General features: G+C 59.8%; 19 protein-coding genes. 14 read left to right on the top strand and 5 right to left on the bottom strand.

From position 1 onward, the window contains the following. Nucleotides 1–109: 109 nt before the first annotated feature. From tilS to ispD, 6 genes are all read left to right on the top strand, one after another. A complete protein-coding gene (tilS, locus tag J3P76_RS19900) occupies nt 110–1,411 on the top strand; it encodes a tRNA lysidine(34) synthetase TilS (protein ID WP_434701165.1) in 1,302 nt (433 codons plus the stop codon). A gap of 299 nt (nt 1,412–1,710) precedes the next feature. Continuing rightward, entirely contained in the window at nt 1,711–3,342 is a 1,632-nt protein-coding gene (locus J3P76_RS19895) for a CTP synthase (RefSeq protein WP_420764248.1), read from the top strand. A 4-nt stretch (nt 3,343–3,346) separates the two neighbouring features. After that, the gene (kdsA, locus tag J3P76_RS19890; protein WP_122565457.1) at nt 3,347–4,192 is read left to right on the top strand and encodes a 3-deoxy-8-phosphooctulonate synthase; all 846 of its coding nucleotides are present in this window, start codon (nt 3,347–3,349) and stop codon (nt 4,190–4,192) included. 154 nt (nt 4,193–4,346) lie between these two features. Then, nucleotides 4,347–5,636 carry a phosphopyruvate hydratase gene (gene eno, locus J3P76_RS19885; protein ID WP_434650104.1) on the top strand — a complete coding sequence of 430 codons (1,290 nt, stop codon included), beginning with the start codon at nt 4,347–4,349 and terminating at the stop codon, nt 5,634–5,636. A 171-nt stretch (nt 5,637–5,807) separates the two neighbouring features. Continuing rightward, nucleotides 5,808–6,086 (top strand): cell division protein FtsB, encoded by a 279-nt coding sequence (gene ftsB / locus J3P76_RS19880; RefSeq protein ID WP_420764249.1) that lies wholly within the window; start codon nt 5,808–5,810, stop codon nt 6,084–6,086. Further along, complete coding sequence (gene ispD / locus J3P76_RS19875; RefSeq protein ID WP_420764250.1) at nt 6,083–6,790, top strand: 2-C-methyl-D-erythritol 4-phosphate cytidylyltransferase; 708 nt, start codon at nt 6,083–6,085, stop codon at nt 6,788–6,790. Before ftsB ends, ispD begins: the two co-directional genes overlap by 4 nt. A gap of 153 nt (nt 6,791–6,943) precedes the next feature. Here ispD and J3P76_RS19870 read toward each other — a convergent pair whose 3' ends face one another. Next, nucleotides 6,944–7,840 (bottom strand): LysR substrate-binding domain-containing protein, encoded by an 897-nt coding sequence (locus J3P76_RS19870; protein ID WP_420764251.1) that lies wholly within the window; start codon nt 7,838–7,840, stop codon nt 6,944–6,946. A gap of 107 nt (nt 7,841–7,947) precedes the next feature. On the opposite strand from J3P76_RS19870, the gene J3P76_RS19865 reads away from it, so the two are divergent. The 8 genes from J3P76_RS19865 (at nt 7,948) to rpoS (ending at nt 15,086) form a co-directional block, all read left to right on the top strand. After that, nucleotides 7,948–9,060, top strand: a complete 1,113-nt coding sequence (locus J3P76_RS19865; protein ID WP_434609841.1) for an S-(hydroxymethyl)glutathione dehydrogenase/class III alcohol dehydrogenase — start codon at nt 7,948–7,950, stop codon at nt 9,058–9,060. A gap of 8 nt (nt 9,061–9,068) precedes the next feature. Beyond that, nucleotides 9,069–9,914, top strand: a complete 846-nt coding sequence (fghA, locus tag J3P76_RS19860; RefSeq protein ID WP_434562551.1) for an S-formylglutathione hydrolase — start codon at nt 9,069–9,071, stop codon at nt 9,912–9,914. 43 nt (nt 9,915–9,957) lie between these two features. Continuing rightward, nucleotides 9,958–10,431, top strand: coding sequence for a 2-C-methyl-D-erythritol 2,4-cyclodiphosphate synthase (ispF, locus tag J3P76_RS19855; RefSeq protein WP_434609843.1), 474 nt, complete (start codon nt 9,958–9,960; stop codon nt 10,429–10,431). Beyond that, nucleotides 10,428–11,486, top strand: coding sequence for a tRNA pseudouridine(13) synthase TruD (gene truD, locus J3P76_RS19850; RefSeq protein ID WP_434609845.1), 1,059 nt, complete (start codon nt 10,428–10,430; stop codon nt 11,484–11,486). Before ispF ends, truD begins: the two co-directional genes overlap by 4 nt. Beyond that, the gene (gene surE, locus J3P76_RS19845; protein WP_420764256.1) at nt 11,474–12,223 is read left to right on the top strand and encodes a 5'/3'-nucleotidase SurE; all 750 of its coding nucleotides are present in this window, start codon (nt 11,474–11,476) and stop codon (nt 12,221–12,223) included. The genes truD and surE overlap by 13 nt, the downstream gene beginning before the upstream one ends. Nucleotides 12,224–12,264: 41 nt before the next feature. Beyond that, entirely contained in the window at nt 12,265–12,900 is a 636-nt protein-coding gene (locus tag J3P76_RS19840; protein WP_161796107.1) for a protein-L-isoaspartate(D-aspartate) O-methyltransferase, read from the top strand. A 226-nt stretch (nt 12,901–13,126) separates the two neighbouring features. Beyond that, nucleotides 13,127–13,972, top strand: coding sequence for a peptidoglycan DD-metalloendopeptidase family protein (locus tag J3P76_RS19835; RefSeq protein WP_434562560.1), 846 nt, complete (start codon nt 13,127–13,129; stop codon nt 13,970–13,972). Nucleotides 13,973–14,078: 106 nt separating this feature from the next. After that, entirely contained in the window at nt 14,079–15,086 is a 1,008-nt protein-coding gene (gene rpoS, locus J3P76_RS19830; protein WP_420764258.1) for an RNA polymerase sigma factor RpoS, read from the top strand. 492 nt (nt 15,087–15,578) lie between these two features. Here the strand turns inward: rpoS and fdxA are convergent, their stop codons facing one another. From fdxA to J3P76_RS19810, 4 genes are all read right to left on the bottom strand, one after another. Continuing rightward, the gene (gene fdxA / locus J3P76_RS19825) at nt 15,579–15,920 is read right to left on the bottom strand and encodes a ferredoxin FdxA (RefSeq protein ID WP_434701164.1); all 342 of its coding nucleotides are present in this window, start codon (nt 15,918–15,920) and stop codon (nt 15,579–15,581) included. Between the two features lie 144 nt (nt 15,921–16,064). After that, nucleotides 16,065–18,632 carry a DNA mismatch repair protein MutS gene (gene mutS, locus J3P76_RS19820; RefSeq protein ID WP_434609848.1) on the bottom strand — a complete coding sequence of 856 codons (2,568 nt, stop codon included), beginning with the start codon at nt 18,630–18,632 and terminating at the stop codon, nt 16,065–16,067. Between the two features lie 258 nt (nt 18,633–18,890). Next, nucleotides 18,891–19,058: a hypothetical protein gene (locus tag J3P76_RS19815; protein ID WP_186611217.1), complete on the bottom strand. Its 168-nt coding sequence runs from the start codon at nt 19,056–19,058 to the stop codon at nt 18,891–18,893. Beyond that, complete coding sequence (locus J3P76_RS19810) at nt 19,055–19,813, bottom strand: zeta toxin family protein (RefSeq protein WP_434628312.1); 759 nt, start codon at nt 19,811–19,813, stop codon at nt 19,055–19,057. Before J3P76_RS19810 ends, J3P76_RS19815 begins: the two co-directional genes overlap by 4 nt. Nucleotides 19,814–19,971: the final 158 nt, after the last annotated feature.

The raw sequence follows: 19,971 nt of genomic DNA, 5'->3' as shown, positions 1-19,971 counted from the left end.
GCGAGCCTGCTCGCGATAGCGATTTAACATTCAACTCCTGAGTTGACTGAGACACCGCCATCGCAAGCAAGCTCGCTCCCACAGTTGTTTATGCCCTAGGCTGACTCCTATGAACTCAAACACGGATCTGCCCACCCGGCTTCTCGCTCAGTTATCTGACTGGCGCAACGCGTCCACCTGGCGCATCGCCTTCTCCGGTGGCCTCGACTCCACCGTCCTGCTGCACCTGCTCGTTTCCCTGGCAAAAAGCCAGGTCCTGCCGCCCCTCGGCGCCATCCATGTCCACCATGGCCTCCAGGCCGTGGCCGAGGCGTGGCCGGAACATTGTCGCCGGGTCTGCGAGGCCCTTGGGGTACCGCTGCAAGTGATCAGCGTTGAGGTCCGGCCCGGCGCCAGTGTCGAGCGCGCTGCCCGGGATGCGCGTTACAGGGCTTTCATCGCGGCGACGCAGAACAACGAAGTGCTGCTCACGGCCCAACACCGGGATGACCAGGCCGAAACCCTGTTGTTTCGTTTGCTGCGCGGGGCCGGGGCGCGGGGCTTGTCGGCAATGCCGAGGCGGCGGCCCTTGGGGCAGGGGCTTTTGCTGCGACCATTGCTCGATGTCTCCCGGGCGGAACTGGAAGCCTATGCCAGCCGGCATGGCTTGAGCTGGGTCGAAGATCCCTCCAATGACGATCATCGTTACGCCCGCAATTTTCTGCGGCAGCGGGTCTTTCCAGTCTTGGCCGAGCAGTGGCCCCAGGCGTCGCTGACCCTGGCCCGCAGCGCCGCGCACCTGAGCGAGGCGCAAGGCTTGCTGGACGAGCTGGCGCAGATCGACCTGGCGCGCGCCCTCACGCCGAATGCCTTCGATTGGCTCGGGCTGCGGTCCCTTGAAATGACATCTTTTCGGGCCCTGTCCCCCGCCCGGCAACGCAATGCGTTGAGTCATTGGCTGGCGCCCGTCACGCGGCTTCCCGACAGTGACCATTGGGTTGGCTGGGACTCGTTGCGTGATGCCAGGGACGATGGCCATCCTGTCTGGCGACTGGCCGATGGGGAAATACACCGGACCGGCGGACGCATCTGGTGGTTATCCGACCACTGGCTGCAGCCAGTCTCAAGCCCCGTTGAATGGCCTTGCGTGGATCAGCCTTTGGCCTTGCCGGGCAATGGCCGGGTGAGCTTGCGCGGCGAAGCCCCCCCGGGACCGCTTTGCGTTCGCTATCGCCGGGGCGGCGAAGTCATGGAATTGCCGGGTCGTGGGCACCGGGACCTCAAGCGTTTGCTCAACGAAAACAGCGTGCCGGCGTTCGTCCGTGGCCGTTTGCCGCTCCTGTACCGGGGCGAGCAATTGCTGGGGTTGGCCAATCTGAAGGGGTTCGATCGAGACGCCAGTGACCGTTGGCAACTCATTTGGCAGCCATGAAAGGCAAGATCTGGGTTTGAGCTGAAAGGGGCTTTCCGGTAGACTACGCTCCCTTCTTGATACAACTTCTGTGGATTCGCCTGAATTGCAGGAGTTGCCGATTACCAAGCAGTCTTTGCTGGGCGATTCCAAAAAATGTGTAGCGAGCAACGTACCGGTGATTTCACCTCCGGTCTGTCCCGACGCGGCGGTTTTTTTGAAAGGTGCACTGTGATTAATGCAGGTGATCGGGGGCTTCGGCCTTCCTTCGCTTTCCCCGGCGGCTCGGACCGCTTTAACGCAGACTTCTAGGGTTTTTCATGACGCGCTACATATTCGTCACGGGCGGTGTTGTTTCTTCATTGGGGAAAGGCATTGCCTCGGCTTCATTGGCGGCCATCCTGGAGGCGCGGGGACTTAAGGTCACCATGCTCAAGCTGGACCCGTACATCAACGTCGACCCGGGCACCATGAGCCCGTTCCAGCACGGTGAAGTGTTCGTTACCCATGACGGCGCCGAGACCGACCTGGACCTGGGCCACTACGAGCGGTTCATCCGCACGACCATGACCCAGAACAACAACTTCACCACCGGCCGTGTCTATGAGCACGTGCTGCGCAAGGAACGCCGTGGTGACTACCTGGGCGCGACCATCCAGGTCATCCCGCACATCACCGACGAAATCAAGCGCCGCATCATCAAGGGCGCCGGCGACGCGGACGTGGCGATGGTAGAGATCGGCGGTACCGTGGGCGACATCGAGTCCCAGCCGTTCCTCGAAGCCATCCGCCAGTTGCGTTTCGAAATCGGTGCCAAGCGCGCGATGCTGATGCACCTGACGCTGGTGCCGTACATCGCCACGGCCGGCGAAACCAAGACCAAGCCAACCCAGCACTCGGTCAAGGAACTGCGTTCCATCGGCTTGCAGCCGGACGTGCTGGTATGCCGCTCCGATCACCCGATCGATATGTCCTCGCGTCGCAAGATCGCCCAGTTCACCAACGTGGAAGAACGCGCGGTCATCGGCCTGGAAGACGCCGACACCATCTACAAGATCCCGGGCATCCTGCACTCCCAGGGCCTCGATGATTTCGTCGTCGAGCGCTTCGGCCTGCAATGCGCCAGCGCGGACCTGTCTGAGTGGGAGGCCGTGGTCGATGCCAAGCTCAACCCGGAACACGAAGTCACCATCGCCATGGTCGGCAAGTACATGGAGCTGCTGGACGCCTACAAGTCGCTGATCGAGGCGATGAGTCATGCCGGCATCAGCAACCGCACCAAGGTCAACCTGCGCTACATCGACTCCGAAGACATCGAGAACCAGGGCACCGGCCTGCTCGAAGGCGCCGATGCGATCCTCGTGCCGGGCGGCTTTGGCCTGCGCGGCGTGGAAGGCAAGATCACCGCGGTGCAATACGCTCGTGAAAACAAGGTGCCGTACCTGGGCATCTGCCTCGGGATGCAAGTGGCGGTCATCGAGTTTGCACGTAACGTGATGGGCTGGAAAGACGCCAACTCCACCGAATTCGATCGCGCCAGTGGCCACCCGGTCGTGGGCCTGATCACCGAGTGGGAAGACGCCACCGGTGCCGTCGAAGTGCGTACCGAAAGCTCCGACCTGGGCGGCACCATGCGCCTCGGCGCACAGGAATGCCTGCTCGAAGCCGGCTCCAAGGTGCACGACTGCTACGCCAAGGATGTCATCGTCGAGCGCCATCGCCACCGCTACGAAGTGAATAACAACCTGCTGCCTCAACTGATCGAAGCCGGCCTGAAGATCTCCGGTCGTTCCGGTGACGGCGCGCTGGTCGAAGTGGTCGAAGCTGCCGACCATCCATGGTTCGTGGCCTGCCAGTTCCACCCGGAGTTCACTTCGACACCGCGCGACGGTCACCCGCTGTTCAGCGGTTTCGTGAAAGCCGCTTTGGCTCAACACCAGAAAAAGGCATAAGACGATGGCCCAGAAGATCATCCGCGTCGGCGACATCGAGATTGCCAACGACAAGCCCATGGTGCTGTTTGGTGGCATGAACGTGCTGGAAAGCCGCGACATGGCGATGCAGGTCTGCGAAGAATACGTGAAGGTGACCCAGAAGCTGGGTATCCCTTACGTCTTCAAGGCCAGCTTCGACAAGGCCAACCGTTCGTCGGTCACCTCCTACCGAGGCCCCGGCCTGGAAGAAGGCATGCGGATCTTCCAGGACATCAAGCAAGCGTTCGGCGTGCCGATCATCACCGACGTCCACGAGCCGGCCCAGGCCGCGGTCGTCGCCGAAGTCTGCGACATCATCCAGTTGCCGGCCTTTCTGTCGCGCCAGACCGACCTGGTGGTCGCGATGGCCAAGACCGGCGCGGTGATCAATATCAAGAAAGCCCAGTTTCTCGCGCCCCAGGAAATGAAACACATCCTGAGCAAATGTGAAGAGGCCGGGAATGACCAATTGATCCTCTGCGAGCGTGGTTCGAGCTTCGGCTACAACAACCTTGTCGTGGACATGCTCGGCTTCGGCATCATGAAGCAGTTCGAGTACCCGGTGTTCTTCGACGTGACCCACGCGCTGCAAATGCCCGGCGGTCGCTCCGATTCCGCCGGCGGTCGTCGCGCCCAGGTGACCGACCTGGCCAAGGCCGGCATGAGCCAGTCTCTGGCTGGCCTGTTCCTTGAAGCCCACCCTGATCCCGACAATGCCAAGTGCGACGGCCCTTGTGCCTTGCGCTTGAACAAGCTGGAACCTTTCCTGTCTCAGCTCAAGTCGCTGGATGAGCTGGTCAAGGGTTTTCCGACGATAGAAACCGCGTAACGCGGTTTTCTCCGGTAAAGTACTGCTCGATCAACGCTCTGGCCTGCGGGCCGGGCGTTGTCGTCGGCGAGCCTGCCCGCTGCTCTACACCCGCCGACCGTAAAAGTTTTCTTCTCGCTGCGTCGTTTTCGTCAACTTTGGAGTGTTTACAACAATGGCAAAAATCGTCGACATCAAAGGTCGTGAAGTTCTCGACTCCCGTGGCAACCCCACTGTCGAAGCGGACGTGCTTCTCGACAACGGCATCATCGGCAGCGCCTGCGCGCCGTCCGGTGCTTCCACTGGCTCGCGCGAAGCGCTGGAGCTGCGTGATGGCGACAAGAGCCGTTACCTGGGCAAGGGCGTGCTGAAAGCCGTCGCCAACATCAACGGTCCGATCCGCGAACTGTTGCTGGGCAAGGACCCTGCCGACCAGAAGGCCCTCGACCAGGCCATGATCAAGCTCGACGGCACCGAAAACAAAGCCACTCTGGGCGCCAACGCGATCCTCGCAGTGTCCCTGGCCGCCGCCAAAGCCGCCGCTCAGGACCAGGACCTGCCTTTGTACGCCCACATTGCCAACCTCAACGGTACGCCAGGCGTGTACTCGATGCCGGTGCCAATGATGAACATCATCAACGGCGGCGAACATGCCGATAACAACGTCGACATCCAGGAATTCATGGTGCAGCCGGTTGGCGCCAAGTCCTTCTCCGAAGGCCTGCGCATGGGCACCGAGATTTTCCATCACCTCAAGGCTGTGCTGAAGGCCCGTGGCCTGAGCACCGCCGTGGGTGACGAAGGCGGTTTCGCACCGAACCTGGCGTCCAACGAAGACGCCCTGAAAGTGATCTCCGAAGCCGTGGCCAACGCTGGCTACAAGCTGGGCACCGACGTGACCCTGGCCCTGGACTGCGCGGCCAGTGAGTTCTTCGAAGACGGCAAGTACAACCTGTCCGGCGAAGGCCAGGTGTTCACCGCCGAAGGGTTCGCCGACTACCTCAAGGGCCTGACCGAGCGCTATCCGATCATTTCCATCGAAGACGGCCTGGACGAGTCCGACTGGGCTGGCTGGAAAATCCTCACCGACAAGATCGGCGAGAAAACCCAGCTGGTGGGCGACGACCTGTTCGTGACCAACACCAAGATCCTGAAAGAAGGCATCGACAAGAAGATCGCCAACTCTATCCTGATCAAGTTCAACCAGATCGGCACCCTGACCGAAACCCTGGAAGCCATCCAGATGGCCAAGGCTGCCGGCTACACCGCCGTGATCTCCCACCGCTCCGGTGAGACCGAAGACTCGACCATTGCCGACCTGGCCGTGGGCACCGCGGCGGGCCAGATCAAGACCGGTTCGCTGTGCCGCTCTGACCGCGTTTCCAAGTACAACCAACTGCTGCGCATCGAAGAGCAGTTGAACGGCAAGGCCAAGTACAACGGTCGCGCCGAGTTTCGCGGTTAAGCGGTAAATGGTAAAAAGACAGCGGATTGCGTCGCAACAATTACCAACGCGGTGGTTTTGCCTCTAATCTGATGCCTTATCAAGCACAAGCCTGGATCTTCCAGGCTTCGTGCTATCAGACGCTTCAAAGTTTGGCATGGCGGTCTTTTTTCACTGGATACCTGATATTCGATGCGCAGTCCCAATTGGTTGTTTCTCGTCTTGCTCCTGTTGCTGGCCGGCCTGCAGTACCGCCTGTGGGTGGGCAATGGCAGCCTGGCGCAAGTGGCCGAGCTGAATCAGCAGATTGCCGACCAGCACGCCGAAAACGAGGCATTGCTGGAGCGCAATCGGGTGATGGACGCCGAAGTGATGGAACTGAAGAAAGGCATGGAGACCGTCGAAGAACGGGCTCGCCATGAACTGGGCATGGTCAAGGAGGGCGAAACCCTCTACCAGTTGGCCCAATGAGCATTCGTCCACCGGCCTTCTGGGCCGTGATTCCTGCCGCGGGCGTTGGTGCTCGCATGGCCGCGGACCGACCCAAGCAATACCTTCAACTGGGCGCACGCACAATTCTTGAACACAGCCTCGGCTGTTTCCTCGATCACCCGACCGTCAAGGGCGTGGTGGTCAGCATTGCTCACGACGATCCCTATTGGCCGACCCTGGCCTGCGCCAGCGATCCCCGTATCCAGCGGGTGGACGGCGGCGAGCAGCGTTCGGATTCGGTCCTCAATGCATTGCTGCACTTACACGAACAGGGCGCCGACGATTTCGATTGGGTGTTGGTTCACGACGCTGCGCGTCCCAATCTTGCCCGGGTCGACCTGGATACGTTGCTCCATGAGCTGGCGAACGATCCGGTCGGTGGCCTGCTGGCCGTCCCGGCTCGCGACACCCTCAAGCGCGCCGACAAGCATGGCCGCGTGCTGGAGACCGTCGATCGCAGCGTGATCTGGCAAGCCTATACACCGCAGATGTTCCGTCTTGGCGCCTTGCACCGGGCCCTGGCCGACAGCCTGGTGGCCGATGCCGTGATAACCGATGAAGCGTCCGCCATGGAGTGGGCGGGGCAAGCGCCTCGGCTGATTGAGGGGCGGGCGGATAACATCAAGGTCACCCGGCCGGAAGACCTTGAGTGGTTGCGCCAGCGGTGGGCGAATCGGCGTTAAGCGAGCAATGGAGGCGTCTTCAGGATCGCCATCGCGAGCAGGCTCGCTCCCACAAGGGATGTTGTCTGTACGCAAAGTTTGTATCCGCTGAAGATCCACTGTGGGAGCGAGCCTGCTCGCGATAGCAATCGATCAGGCAATATAAAACCAGCGTTACCCCCGATACTCCGGCCGCTCAGCCAACCCTTCCTTCAAGTAATCCACCAACTTGCGCACCTTCGGCGACAGATGTCGCTGCTGCGGATAAAGCGCCCACACCGCCGTGTTTGGGGGCTGATGGGCTTCCAGCAACGAAATCAACGCACCGCTGTGCAGATGCTCCAGCACGTAATAATCCGGCAACTGGCACAACCCCACGCCTTGCAACGCAGCGTCCAGCACCGCTTGCCCGCTGTTGCAGCGCCAGTTTCCCTGCACCCGCTGGGAAAATTCCCGGCCGTTCTGCTCCAGTTGCCAGATGTCGGAGCTGCCGATCAGGCAGTTGTGGCGGCTCAGTTCCGACAAGCTATGGGGCCGACCATAACGTTCCAGGTAGGACGGCGAAGCGCAAAGGTACATCCGCCGCGGTGCCAGGCGCGTGGCTACCAGCCGTGAGTCCTGCAAGCGGCCGAGGCGAATCGCCAGGTCCAGGCCTTCATGCACCAGGTCCAGCGCGCGATTGCTCAGCTCGATGTCCACCCGTAACTGTGGATAGATCCCCATGAACCGCGTCACCAATGGCACGATGAACCGTTCACCGTAGGCAACGGCACAGGTCAGGCGCAGCATGCCCTTGGGTTCGCTGGCAAGATCACCGACGGCCCGCAATGCTTCCTCGCGCCCATCCTGCAAGCGCTGGCAATGCTGCAAGAAGGTCTGCCCGGCTTCGGTCAGCGTTACCCGACGGGTACTTCGATAAAGCAAGCGTGTCTGCAGGCGCTCCTCAAGCCGTACGATTTGTCGACTGATATGGGAAGACGACACACCGAGACGTTCGGCTGCGGCGGTGAACTGGCTGCATTCGGCCACAGCCACGAACTCATCGATGCCTTCCCAGCGGTTGTCTGACATGGCTGATTATCCCTATATGGCAATAATGTTTTGCTTTCGGCTGGATTATTCAGTTTCCGGCATAGGATTACACTCCCTGTCTCGTTTTATTTTGCTGGAGTATCCGGATGATCAAGTCACGCGCTGCCGTTGCCTTCGAGGCCAAGAAACCCCTGGAAATCGTTGAAGTCGACGTGGCCATGCCCAAGGCGGGCGAAGTGCTGTTGCGCGTGGTGGCTTCGGGCGTTTGTCACACCGATGCCTACACGCTGTCCGGCGCTGACCCGGAAGGGATCTTCCCCTCGATTCTTGGCCATGAAGGCGGCGCCATTGTCGAAGCCATCGGCGAGGGTGTGACATCGGTGGCGGTGGGTGACCATGTGATCCCGCTGTACACCCCGGAGTGCGGCCAGTGCAAATTCTGTAAGTCGGGCAAGACCAACCTCTGCCAGGCCATCCGCGCCACCCAGGGCAAAGGCCTGATGCCGGACGGTACTTCGCGCTTTTCCTACAAGGGCGAGTCGATTTTCCACTACATGGGTACGTCGACGTTCTCTGAATACACCGTGCTGCCGGAAATCTCCGTAGCGAAGATCCAGAAAGATGCGCCCCTGGAAAAGGTCTGCCTGCTGGGTTGCGGCGTTACCACCGGCATCGGCGCCGTGTTGAACACCGCCAAGGTCAAGCCGGGTGACACCGTGGCGATCTTCGGCCTGGGCGGTATCGGGCTTTCGGCCGTGATCGGTGCCGTGAAGGCCAAGGCCGCGCGCATCATCGCCATCGACATCAACCCGGCCAAGTTCGAAATCGCCAAGCAGCTGGGCGCCACCGATTGCGTCAACCCGAAAGATTTCGACCGTCCGATCCAGGAAGTCATTGTCGACATGACAGACGGCGGCGTGGACTTTTCCTTCGAGTGCATCGGCAATGTGCAGTTGATGCGTGCCGCCCTGGAATGCTGCCATAAAGGTTGGGGCGAATCGGTGATCATCGGCGTGGCCGGGGCCGGCCAGGAGATCGCCACCCGTCCGTTCCAACTGGTAACCGGACGCGTCTGGCGCGGTTCGGCGTTTGGCGGCGTGCGCGGTCGCAGCGAACTGCCGAGCTACGTGGACATGGCTGAAAAGGGCGAGATCCCGCTGGATACCTTCATCACTCACACCATGGGCCTGGAGGACATCAACAAGGCATTCGACTTGATGCATGAAGGCAAGAGCATCCGTACCGTTATTCATTTCTGAGGTCGGTCATGAGCCTGGAAAACATTTCCTGCCAGAAGAGCTTCGGCGGCTGGCACAAGCGTTACCGGCACCGTTCCGAAGTGCTGGGTTGCGACATGGTCTTCGCCGTGTATCTGCCGCCGCAAGCGGAGCAGGGCGGTAAGTTGCCGGTGTTGTACTGGTTGTCCGGTTTGACCTGCACGGACGAAAATTTCATGCAAAAGGCCGGTGCCCAGCGCATGGCCGCCGAGTTGGGCTTGATCATCGTCGCGCCGGACACCAGCCCCCGTGGCGCCGAAGTGCCCGGTGATCCGGACGGTGCGTGGGACTTCGGCCTGGGGGCAGGGTTCTATCTGAACGCCACGCAGGATCCTTGGGCGCGACACTATCGGATGCATGACTATGTCGTGCAGGAATTGCCGGCGTTGGTAGAAGCGCATTTCCCGGCTTCGGATAAGCGTGGCATCAGCGGTCATTCCATGGGCGGTCATGGCGCGCTGGTCTGCGCCTTGCGCAACCCCGGGCGTTACCGTTCGGTGTCGGCCTTTTCTCCGATCAACAATCCGATGGATTGCCCGTGGGGACAGAAAGCGTTCGCCCGCTACCTTGGGGAAGACCGTTCGAAATGGCGCGAATGGGATGCCTGCGCGTTGATCGCCGAAGCGGGAGAAAAGCTGCCGCTGTTGGTGGACCAGGGTGATCGCGATGATTTCCTCGCCAACCAGCTCAAGCCCGAAGCCTTGCAACAGGCGGCCAAGGCGGCCGATCACCCGTTGGAACTGCGGCTGCAACCCGGCTATGACCACAGCTACTTCTTCATTGCCAGCTTCATCGATGAACACTTGCAACATCATGCACGCGCCCTGAACGGCTAATGCAGGTAGAATCACGCCCTGACAAAAATCGGGGCGTTTTTTTATGCGTATTGGCCACGGCTACGATGTTCACCGTTTTGCTGAAGGCGACTTCATTACTCTGGGCGGCGTGCGGATCGCACACGGCTTCGGGCTGCTTGCGCATTCTGATGGTGACGTGTTGCTGCACGCCTTGAGCGATGCCTTGCTCGGCGCTGCCGCCCTGGGCGATATCGGCAAGCATTTCCCTGACACCGACCCGCAATTCAAGGGCGCCGACAGCCGTGTGCTGCTACGTCACGTGGTTTCCTTGATCCATGCCAAGGGCTGGAAAGTGGGCAACGTCGACAACACCATCGTTGCCCAGGCGCCAAAGATGGCGCCGCACATCGAAGCGATGCGCCAGCGGATTGCCGAAGATCTCCAGGTAGACCTGGACCAGGTGAACGTGAAGGCCACCACCACCGAGAAGCTGGGCTTCGTCGGTCGTGAAGAAGGCATAGCCGTCCATTCCGTTGCCTTGTTGTTGCGCTCATGACCGAACTTGAACTACTGGGGCCACGGGCCTATGGCGAGTCGTTGGGCAGCGCGGTACTGAAAGCCACGGCGGAGGATTTCCAGGTCGATGAAGTGCTCGACATTCCGTTGACCGGCGATGGCGAGCACTTGTGGATCTGGGTGGAAAAACGCGGATTGAACACCGAGGAGGCTGCCCGGCGTATCGCCAAGGCCGCCGGCGTGCCGCTGCGCACGGTCAGCTACGCCGGACTCAAGGATCGCCAGGCACTGACTCGTCAGTGGTTCAGCGTGCAATTGCCAGGCAAGGCCGACCCGGACCTGGCGGCCGCCGAAAACGACACCCTGAAAATCCTCAAGACCGCCCGCCACAGGCGCAAGCTGCAGCGCGGTGCGCACTCGGCCAACGGTTTTACCTTGCGCCTGACCCAGTTCACAGGCGACAAAGCGGCGATCGAGGCACGCCTGCAACAAATTGTTCGCCAGGGCATCCCTAACTATTTCGGCGCCCAGCGCTTCGGCCACGAAGGTGGCAATGTTGTCGATGCTCGTGCATGGGCGGCGCGCAAAGCCTTGCCGGAACAGCGCAACGTGCGTTCGCGCCTGCTGTCGACGGCCCGCAGTTTTCTCTTCAACAAAGTGCTGGCGGCCAGAGTGGCCGACGGTACCTGGCAACACGCCCAGGTGGGCGATCTGCTGGCTTTCACCGACAGCCGCAGTTTTTTCCCGGCCGGGGAGGCTGAATGCAGCGATCCGCGCCTGGCGATTCTCGATCTGCACCCGACCGGTCCCCAATGGGGCGAAGGCCCTTCACCCGCCGCTGGCGTGGTCTTTGAATTAGAGCAGGCCGTCGCCCAGAGCGAGGCGGACCTGCGCGACTGGTTGATAAACGCGGGGATGAGTCACGAACGTCGCATCCTGCGGCTGCCCATTGGCGGGCTGTCGTGGCATTATCCCTCGCTGGACATTCTGCAATTGGAATTCGTCCTGCCGGCCGGATGTTTCGCCACTGTCTTGGTGCGCGAACTCGTCGATCTGGTGCCTGCAGGGCAGACGGACAACCCATGCGTATTCTGATTTCTAACGACGACGGGGTGACAGCACCCGGTCTTGCCGCGCTTTATGCTGCGCTGGCGGATTTTGCCGAGTGCGTGGTGATCGCCCCGGACCAGGACAAAAGCGGCGCCAGCAGTTCGCTGACGATCGATCGTCCGTTGCACCCTTGCTACCTGGACAATGGTTTCATCAGCCTCAACGGTACGCCGACCGATTGCGTGCACCTGGGCCTGAACGGCCTGTTGGAGCGCGAGCCGGATATGGTGGTCTCAGGTATTAACCTGGGGGCAAACCTGGGGGACGATGTGCTGTATTCGGGTACGGTTGCCGCGGCCCTGGAAGGTCGTTTCCTGAACCACACCTCTTTTGCCTTTTCGTTTGTTTCACGGCAGGTCGACAACTTGCCTACCGCCGCCTACTTCGCCCGCAAGCTGGTGGAGGCCCACGGCGAACTGGACCTGCCGCCGCGCACGGTGCTGAACGTGAACATCCCGAATTTGCCGCTAGACCATATCCGTGGCATCCAGCTCACTCGCCTGGGCCATCGTGCCCGCGCGGCCAAACCGATGCATGTCGTCGATCCGCGCGGCAAGGCCGGCTACTGGATCGCGGCCGCCGGCGACGCCGAAGATGGCGGGCCTGGCACGGACTTCCATGCGGTCATGCAGGGCTACGTCTCGATCACGCCGTTGCAGCTGGATCGAACCTTCAACGATGCCTTCAGGCATCTCGAAGGCTGGCTGGAGGGGCTGCACTGATGTCACGTGAACAAGACGATATGCTGCGCCGGGGAATTGGCATGACCTCCCAGCGCACCCGGGAACGGTTGATCCAGCGGCTTTACGAAGAAGGGCTGTCGAATGCCCAGGTGCTGGAGGTGATTCGTCGCACGCCGCGTCACCTGTTCGTCGATGAGGCGCTGGCCCATCGCGCCTATGAAGACACGGCGTTGCCGATCGGCCATAACCAGACCATTTCCCAGCCTTATATGGTGGCCCGCATGAGCGAGCTGCTGCTGGAGGCTGGGCCGCTGGACAAGGTGCTGGAGATCGGCACGGGTTCGGGCTATCAGACCGCCGTGTTGTCGCAGTTGGTGGAACGTGTGTTTTCCGTGGAGCGGATCAAGGTGCTGCAAGATCGCGCCAAGGAACGTCTCGTGGAATTGAATCTGCGCAACGTGGTATTTCGCTGGGGAGACGGTTGGGAAGGCTGGCCAGCGTTGGCGCCTTATAACGGCATCATTGTCACGGCGGTGGCCACAGACGTCCCCCAGGCCTTGTTGGATCAGCTTGCTCCGGGCGGGCGCCTGGTCATTCCGGTCGGTGCGGGTGAAGTCCAGCAGCTGATGTTGATTGTGCGCGAAGAGCACGGTTTTTCACGACACGTCCTTGGGGCGGTGCGTTTCGTACCGTTGCTCAACGGACCGTTGGCCTGAGCATTTGTGATCGGATGCTGAATTCCAGGACACGGACTGTGTCTTACGGCAGCACCCGTTCGCCGGGCTTCGGTTTGCCAGATAACGTTAAACAGCGTCGAGCAAACGTGTGCGGGCGGCCATTGCGCTTCCTTTATAGACGCGCAATGTCGGCGAGCCATAGGGCAACATGTCTGCCTGGACAGGCAGTTTCGAATTTCTTCAGCCACCACAAAGGGAGCGGCGGGTGAGTCTCACAGTCATTGCGCAGCGTATGGGTATCACGAGCTTAAAGCGCCTGGTGACTGGCCTTCTCTTGGGTACCTTGCTGGTCGGTTGTTCCAGCACGCCTTCGGGTAACGTCCGAGTGGTCGATCGCAACAATGCGACACCGCAACGGCCAACGGTCACGACCGGCCAGTATGTAGTCCGGCGTGGCGATACGCTGTTTTCCATCGCTTTTCGCTACGGCTGGGACTACAAAGCCCTCGCGGCCCGGAACAACATTCCTGCGCCTTATACGATCCACCCAGGTCAGACAATTCGCTTTGACGGGCGCAGCGGTTCAACGCCTACGGCGGTCGTCACCCAGTCCGGTTCCACACCTTCTTCCTCGAGCAAAACCACGGTTATCCGTCGTCCGGCGGGTCCCGCGCCGGCGGCTGTACCGTCCGTCGCGAACAAGCCGGCCCCTGCTCCGATGCCTCCTGCAGGCCCCGCCCCGACTGGCTGGGGATGGCCTTCTAATGGCGTTCTCATTGGAAAATTCTCTTCAAACGGTAGTTTGAATAAAGGAATTGATATCGCCGGGGATTTGGGACAGCCTGTTTTAGCCGCGTCTGATGGCACGGTTGTGTACGCCGGGAGTGGTTTGAGGGGCTACGGCGAACTCGTGATCATCAAACACAGCGATACCTACGTCAGTGCCTACGGTCACAACCGCAGGCTGTTGGTTCGGGAGGGGCAGCAGGTCAAGGTCGGACAGACAATTGCCGAGATGGGATCAACGGGTACAGACCGGGTGAAGCTGCATTTTGAGATTCGCCGACAAGGTAAACCTGTAGATCCGCTGCAATTCCTGCCACGTCGTTGATTCGGTTGTCAGCCTGTTCCGTCACGTAGAGGGAACAGGCTCCAGCGTTGCCAAGGATAAAGGCGTCGCTCGAGCTTGAGGTCGAACTCACCAAAGGACTATAACAATGGCTCTCAGTAAAGAAGTGCCGGAGTTTGACATCGACGATGAGGTTCTCCTTATGGAGACCGGCATCGCTATGGATTCGATGTCGAATGATGAAGGGGCGACTCCACCTTCCGTTCGTGCCAAATCCAAACACTCCGCTTCACTTAAACAACATAAGTACATTGACTACACCCGGGCGCTGGACGCCACTCAGCTGTACCTCAACGAAATCGGTTTCTCGCCGCTGCTCTCCCCCGAGGAAGAAGTTCATTTTGCGCGCCTGTCGCAACGTGGCGACCCGGCCGGTCGAAAACGCATGATTGAAAGCAACCTGCGCCTGGTGGTGAAAATCGCCCGACGTTATGTCAATCGTGGGCTTTCGCTGCTGGACCTGATCGAAGAGGGAAACCTGGGGCTGATTCGCGCTGTCGAGAAATTCGACCCCGAGCGCGGCTTCCGTTTCTCGACCTACGCGACCTGGTGGATCCGCCAGACCATCGAACGGGCGATCATGAACCAGACCCGGACCATTCGGCTGCCGATCCATGTGGTCAAGGAGTTGAATGTCTATCTGCGGGCTGCCCGTGAACTGACCCAAAAGCTGGACCACGAACCTTCACCTGAAGAAATCGCCAACCTGCTGGAAAAACCTGTGGGTGAGGTCAAGCGCATGCTTGGGCTCAATGAGCGGGTTTCGTCGGTGGACGTTTCCCTGGGGCCGGACTCTGACAAGACGCTGCTCGATACCCTGACCGATGACCGTCCCACCGATCCATGCGAGTTGCTCCAGGATGACGATTTGTCCCAGAGCATCGACCAGTGGCTCTCGGAGCTTACGGACAAGCAACGGGAAGTGGTGATTCGCCGCTTCGGCTTGCGCGGCCATGAAAGCAGCACGCTGGAAGATGTCGGCCTGGAGATTGGTTTGACTCGGGAGCGGGTGAGGCAGATCCAGGTCGAAGGCCTCAAGCGCCTCCGGGAGATCCTGGAGAAAAATGGCCTGTCGAGCGAATCGTTGTTTCAATAACACTCACCAAGCGCAGCAGAGAAAGCCCCGACTGGTTCGGGGCTTTTGCGTTTTCTGGGCCATCTGATTTTCCAGTCCTACCCATTTTGTAGTTTCAGTTTGTAAGCCTTTGCCTACTGTTACGTAAGCGTTCGGTTTTCCTTCAATGGGACAGATGACTAACGAAGGCGGTGAAAAATGGTTAACTTATTGTTTTTCAATAATATAAGTTTCTGTGAACGGACTGTTACAGGGGGCAGGAAGGCGCCTGCGGGCCATTGCACGGAAATGGGAAAACACTAATATCAGTCCTGTGTCGACGGACAGACACACCTGTCAAGGATGATGGGAAAGAAAGGATATCGCAGGATGCGATTCATCAGGACGATGAATAGGATTAAAGGGATTAGGGAAAAAATGTGGGCGGGTCAAACCGCCCCTTTTTTTTGCCTGCAATTTGGCTCCAGGCAGCAAAAAGGCCCACAAGGGGCCTTTTCAGCGAACGATGGGTAATTAGCGTTCCAAGTGTTCGAGCTTGTTATCCTTGACCGTCTTGTTAATGAGTCTATCCCACTCTTCAGCGTCCGGCAGGGCGTCTTTCTTCTCGGTGATGTTCGGCCAGACATCCGCCAGTTCAGCGTTCAGCTCGATGAAGTTCTCCATGCCAGCTGGCACTTCGTCTTCCGAGAAAATGGCATTCGCCGGGCATTCCGGTTCACACAGGGCGCAGTCGATGCACTCGTCCGGGTGAATGACCAGGAAATTCGGGCCTTCGTAAAAGCAGTCCACCGGACACACTTCTACGCAGTCGGTGTACTTGCACTTGATGCAGTTGTCGGTGACGACGAAGGTCATTTCTAATTCTCTCCTCAGGCGGCTGCGGCGAAGCCCCTTCACGGTAGGGGTCGCGGGGTTCGGGAGCGATAGTCTGCAAACCCAGGCTAATAGGCAGCAGCATCCCAAACCGCGCGAGATTCTAACAGCTTGAAAGCCTGTGCGTTAGATCCGTGTCTTCAATGTATAAAGCAATTCGAGTGCACGGCGTGGCGTCAGGTCGTCCAGGTCAACCTTGGCCAGTTCATCCAGCACCGGATGGGGCAGGCTGGCGAACAGGTCGCTTTGCTGCGGCGCGGCCGGTTTGCCTTTGGTCGGGCGGGGTACTTCGTGGGGCAGGCTGGTGGTTTCCAGGCGGCTCAGGTGCTCGCGGGCGCGGGTGATGACATCGCTCGGCACGCCGGCTAGCTGCGCCACCGCCAACCCGTAGCTCTGGCTGGCTGGGCCGGGCAACACGTGATGCAGGAAGACGATGCGTTCGTTGTGCTCGGTGGCGTTGAGGTGGACGTTTGCTACCAGCGGTTGGCTTTCCGGCAGTACGGTCAATTCGAAGTAGTGCGTGGCGAACAGCGTGTAGGCGCGCAGTTGAGCCAGGCGTTCAGCGGCAGCCCAGGCCAGGGACAGGCCGTCGAAGGTGCTGGTGCCCCGGCCGACTTCGTCCATCAGCACCAGGCTGCGTTCGGTGGCGTTGTGCAGGATGTTAGCGGTTTCGCTCATTTCCACCATGAACGTCGAACGCCCACCCGCCAGGTCATCGCTGGAGCCGATCCGGGTGAAGATGCGGTCCACCAGGGAAAGTTCGCAGCTGGCCGCCGGCACGAAGCTGCCGATGTGGGCCAGCAGCACGATCAACGCCGTCTGGCGCATGTAGGTGGACTTACCGCCCATGTTCGGGCCGGTGATCACCAACATGCGGGTATTGTCGTCCAGGCTCAGGTCGTTGGCCACGAACGGCGTGGTCAGTACTTGCTCGACCACCGGGTGACGACCCTGGCTGATGCGCATGCACGGTTCGCTGACGAAGCGCGGGCAGTTCAGGTCCAGGTTCAACGCGCGTTCGGCCAGGTTGCTCAACACGTCCAGTTCAGCCAGGGCGGCGGCGGTGTCCTGCAGCGGCGGGAGCTGGCTGATCAAGTCTTCGAGCAGGGCTTCGTAGAGCATTTTTTCCCGGGCGAGGGCGCGGCTCTTGGCCGACAGCGCCTTGTCTTCGAACGCCTTGAGCTCCGGAGTGATGAAACGCTCGGCGCCCTTGAGGGTCTGGCGGCGAATGTAATCGGCCGGGGCTTGCTCGGCCTGCTTGCTCGGCAGTTCGATGAAGTAGCCGTGGATGCGGTTGTAGCCGACCTTGAGGTTGGCGAGGCCCGTACGGGCTTTTTCCCGGGCTTCGAGGTCGATCAGGAACTGGCCGGCGTTCTCGCTCAGCGATTGCAGTTCGTCGAGCTCGGCGTCGTAGCCGGTTTTCAGCACGCCACCGTCACGGATCACCGCCGGCGGATTGTCGATAATTGCTTTTTCCAACAGCGCGGCCAGTTCCGGGTAGGTGCTGGTGATGCGCGCCAGTTGTTGCAGGTGCGGTGCTTCGAGGTCGGTCATCGCCACTTGCAGTTCCGGCAGCGCGCCGAGGGCGTCGCGCAGGCGCGCCAAGTCACGGGGACGGGCGTTGCGCAGGCCGATACGGGCGAGGATCCGCTCGATGTCGCCGATTTCCTTGAGCTGCGGTTGCAACTGCTCGAAGCGATAACGGTCCAGCAGGCAAGTAATGGAAGACTGGCGCGCTGTCAGTACCGTCAGGTCCCGCAGCGGACGGTTCAACCAGCGGGTCAACAGGCGGCTGCCCATGGCGGTCTGGCAGCGATCGACCACCGACTGCAAGGTGTTGTCGCGTCCGCCGGCCAGGTTGGTGTCCAGCTCCAGGTTGCGTCGACTCGCGCCGTCCAGCACCACCGTGTCATCCAGGCGTTCGTGACGCAGGCTGCGCAAGTGGGGCAGGGCGGTGCGCTGGGTTTCCTTGGCGTAGGCCAGCAGGCAACCGGCAGCGCCGATGGCCAGGGTCAGGTTTTCGCAACCAAAGCCCTTGAGGTCTTGCGTGGCGAACTGTTGGCAAAGACTTTTCAACGCCGAATCGCGCTCGAAGTCCCACGGTGCCCGACGACGTACGCCACGGCGTTTTTCCGCCGGCAGGTCTTTGGGCCAGTCGTCGGGAATCAACAGCTCCACCGGGTTGACCCGTTCCAGCTCCGCCAACAGATTTTCCCAGCCCTTGATTTCCAGCACCGAGAAATTGCCGCTGGTGATGTCCAGCACCGCCAGACCGAACAGGCGCTCGTCGCCCAGGACTGCAGCAATCAGGTTGTCCCGACGCTCGTCCAGCAAGGCTTCGTCACTGACCGTGCCCGGGGTGATGATCCGCACGACCTGGCGTTCCACCGGCCCTTTGCTGGTGGCCGGGTCGCCGACTTGCTCGCAAATCACCACGGACTCGCCGAGTTTGACCAGCTTCGCCAGATAACCTTCCGCTGCGTGGTAAGGAATCCCACACATCGGAATCGCCATGCCCGCCGATTGCCCACGCGCCGTCAGGGTGATGTCCAGCAGCTTGGCGGCTTTCTTCGCATCTTCGTAGAAGATCTCGTAGAAGTCGCCCATGCGATAGAACATCAGCTGATCGGGGTGCTGGTTCTTCAGGCGCCAGTATTGCTGCATCATCGGCGTGTGGGAGGACAGGTCGTTCACGGCGGTATTCATTGGGGTCAGGCAAAGCTCGTTGAAAGGTGTAGGCAAAAGGAGGGGCATCGGCCCGGCTTTTCCGCGATGGGCGCAAGGTTAACATGGGCGGTCTGGTGCTACCCAGGGATGAGTGCTTCGATGTTGGTGAAGCTGGGCTTCTTCCTTCCGATATCGCTTCTAGATGCGGCGCGGAAATATGCCTGAGGTATGAAACCAGGCAACAAAAAGCCCGACACATGGTCGGGCTTCGTTCCAGTCTTGACATCAGGCTCGTTTCGCCTCGGCCTGCATCATGACTAGGTTTTGCTGCTTGGTAGCCTCCGTCAAAACCTCGCTATAAACACGCTTCTTTTGGTCCGATTTCGCGTTACGAATAAAATCGGCGAAGGTGCTCTTGGTTCCTTTGGACAAGCCAAGCTTGATCGAAATCATAGGTGCCCTCCTGATGGTGCTCCGAGCATGGCCTCTAGGTCCGCCCGCGTGTGTTGCTCAGGGATATGGTAGTCAATCTTATCGACACCAGCCTTGTAAAGTCGTCCCGAATTGTCGATATGTTTGAGCAACAGATCTACATGGACATCACCTTGATACTCTAGCTTAAGCGCGTTCACGACGTCACGTGCTGCGAAGTATTGCTGGATGAAATGCTCTTTGTGAATCCTCCTACCCTCGGCCGCCTCACGAGCGTTGACAAACCCCCAGGCAAGCACAGGTGATTGATAGACATACAAAATTTGTATGAATCGGCCTTTTTTCAATGAGCGGTCGACGTTCCGTCTTGCAACATCTATGTTGGAAAACGTCCCGTCAAGGATAAACGATTGCCTTTGATCCAATGCGAAATCGAGGATTTTGTCGACCAGAATCGAAACCCCACCCTGAAAAAGCCACGAATTTGTTCCCGTATAAGCTGGAAACTCACTTCGCAGCTCATCAGCATCTATCCGTAGAATGGCGGTATCCGCAAAGAGATTCACCAAAGCTATTGAGGCCTCGGTTTTACCTGCGCCAGGGGAACCCGCCATGAAAACTGATACCGGCGCTTCTTCTGGTGGATAAAGCTCCTTATCTGTAAGTCGTTTTGCGATTGCTTTTTTATTGGATCGAGCGAAGCGCAATGCGTCTTCATAAACGGTTCGATCTGCTAAAGCCACTTCCTGATTGCGAGTGTTGGCATCCTCCGTCATTAATCTAATCCTTTTTAATATTCCTGTGTTTGCCGGACTCAAGCAACCTATTGGTGTCCAGTGCTGTCCATGATGGAAATCGGTGAAGCGGTGGCGAGGGAGCCTGCTTCTGCTTGAGTGCGGAGTGCACACAAAAAAGGAGGGCTCCCAAGCCCAGC

Source organism: Pseudomonas sp. D1-36 (genome assembly GCF_051132205.1).
GTDB lineage: Bacteria > Pseudomonadota > Gammaproteobacteria > Pseudomonadales > Pseudomonadaceae > Aquipseudomonas.
Note: the sequence above shows the minus strand (reverse complement) of the source record. Positions and strands in the feature narration are given on the sequence as shown.

Coding starts and splice junctions, on each gene's coding strand:
- tilS (WP_434701165.1), top strand. CDS start 110: ATGAACTCAAACACGGATCTGCCCACCCGGCTTCTCGCTCAGTTATCT.
- J3P76_RS19895 (WP_420764248.1), top strand. CDS start 1,711: ATGACGCGCTACATATTCGTCACGGGCGGTGTTGTTTCTTCATTGGGG.
- kdsA (WP_122565457.1), top strand. CDS start 3,347: ATGGCCCAGAAGATCATCCGCGTCGGCGACATCGAGATTGCCAACGAC.
- eno (WP_434650104.1), top strand. CDS start 4,347: ATGGCAAAAATCGTCGACATCAAAGGTCGTGAAGTTCTCGACTCCCGT.
- ftsB (WP_420764249.1), top strand. CDS start 5,808: ATGCGCAGTCCCAATTGGTTGTTTCTCGTCTTGCTCCTGTTGCTGGCC.
- ispD (WP_420764250.1), top strand. CDS start 6,083: ATGAGCATTCGTCCACCGGCCTTCTGGGCCGTGATTCCTGCCGCGGGC.
- J3P76_RS19870 (WP_420764251.1), bottom strand. CDS start 7,840: ATGTCAGACAACCGCTGGGAAGGCATCGATGAGTTCGTGGCTGTGGCC.
- J3P76_RS19865 (WP_434609841.1), top strand. CDS start 7,948: ATGATCAAGTCACGCGCTGCCGTTGCCTTCGAGGCCAAGAAACCCCTG.
- fghA (WP_434562551.1), top strand. CDS start 9,069: ATGAGCCTGGAAAACATTTCCTGCCAGAAGAGCTTCGGCGGCTGGCAC.
- ispF (WP_434609843.1), top strand. CDS start 9,958: ATGCGTATTGGCCACGGCTACGATGTTCACCGTTTTGCTGAAGGCGAC.
- truD (WP_434609845.1), top strand. CDS start 10,428: ATGACCGAACTTGAACTACTGGGGCCACGGGCCTATGGCGAGTCGTTG.
- surE (WP_420764256.1), top strand. CDS start 11,474: ATGCGTATTCTGATTTCTAACGACGACGGGGTGACAGCACCCGGTCTT.
- J3P76_RS19840 (WP_161796107.1), top strand. CDS start 12,265: ATGACCTCCCAGCGCACCCGGGAACGGTTGATCCAGCGGCTTTACGAA.
- rpoS (WP_420764258.1), top strand. CDS start 14,079: ATGGCTCTCAGTAAAGAAGTGCCGGAGTTTGACATCGACGATGAGGTT.
- fdxA (WP_434701164.1), bottom strand. CDS start 15,920: ATGACCTTCGTCGTCACCGACAACTGCATCAAGTGCAAGTACACCGAC.
- J3P76_RS19815 (WP_186611217.1), bottom strand. CDS start 19,058: ATGATTTCGATCAAGCTTGGCTTGTCCAAAGGAACCAAGAGCACCTTC.
- J3P76_RS19810 (WP_434628312.1), bottom strand. CDS start 19,813: ATGACGGAGGATGCCAACACTCGCAATCAGGAAGTGGCTTTAGCAGAT.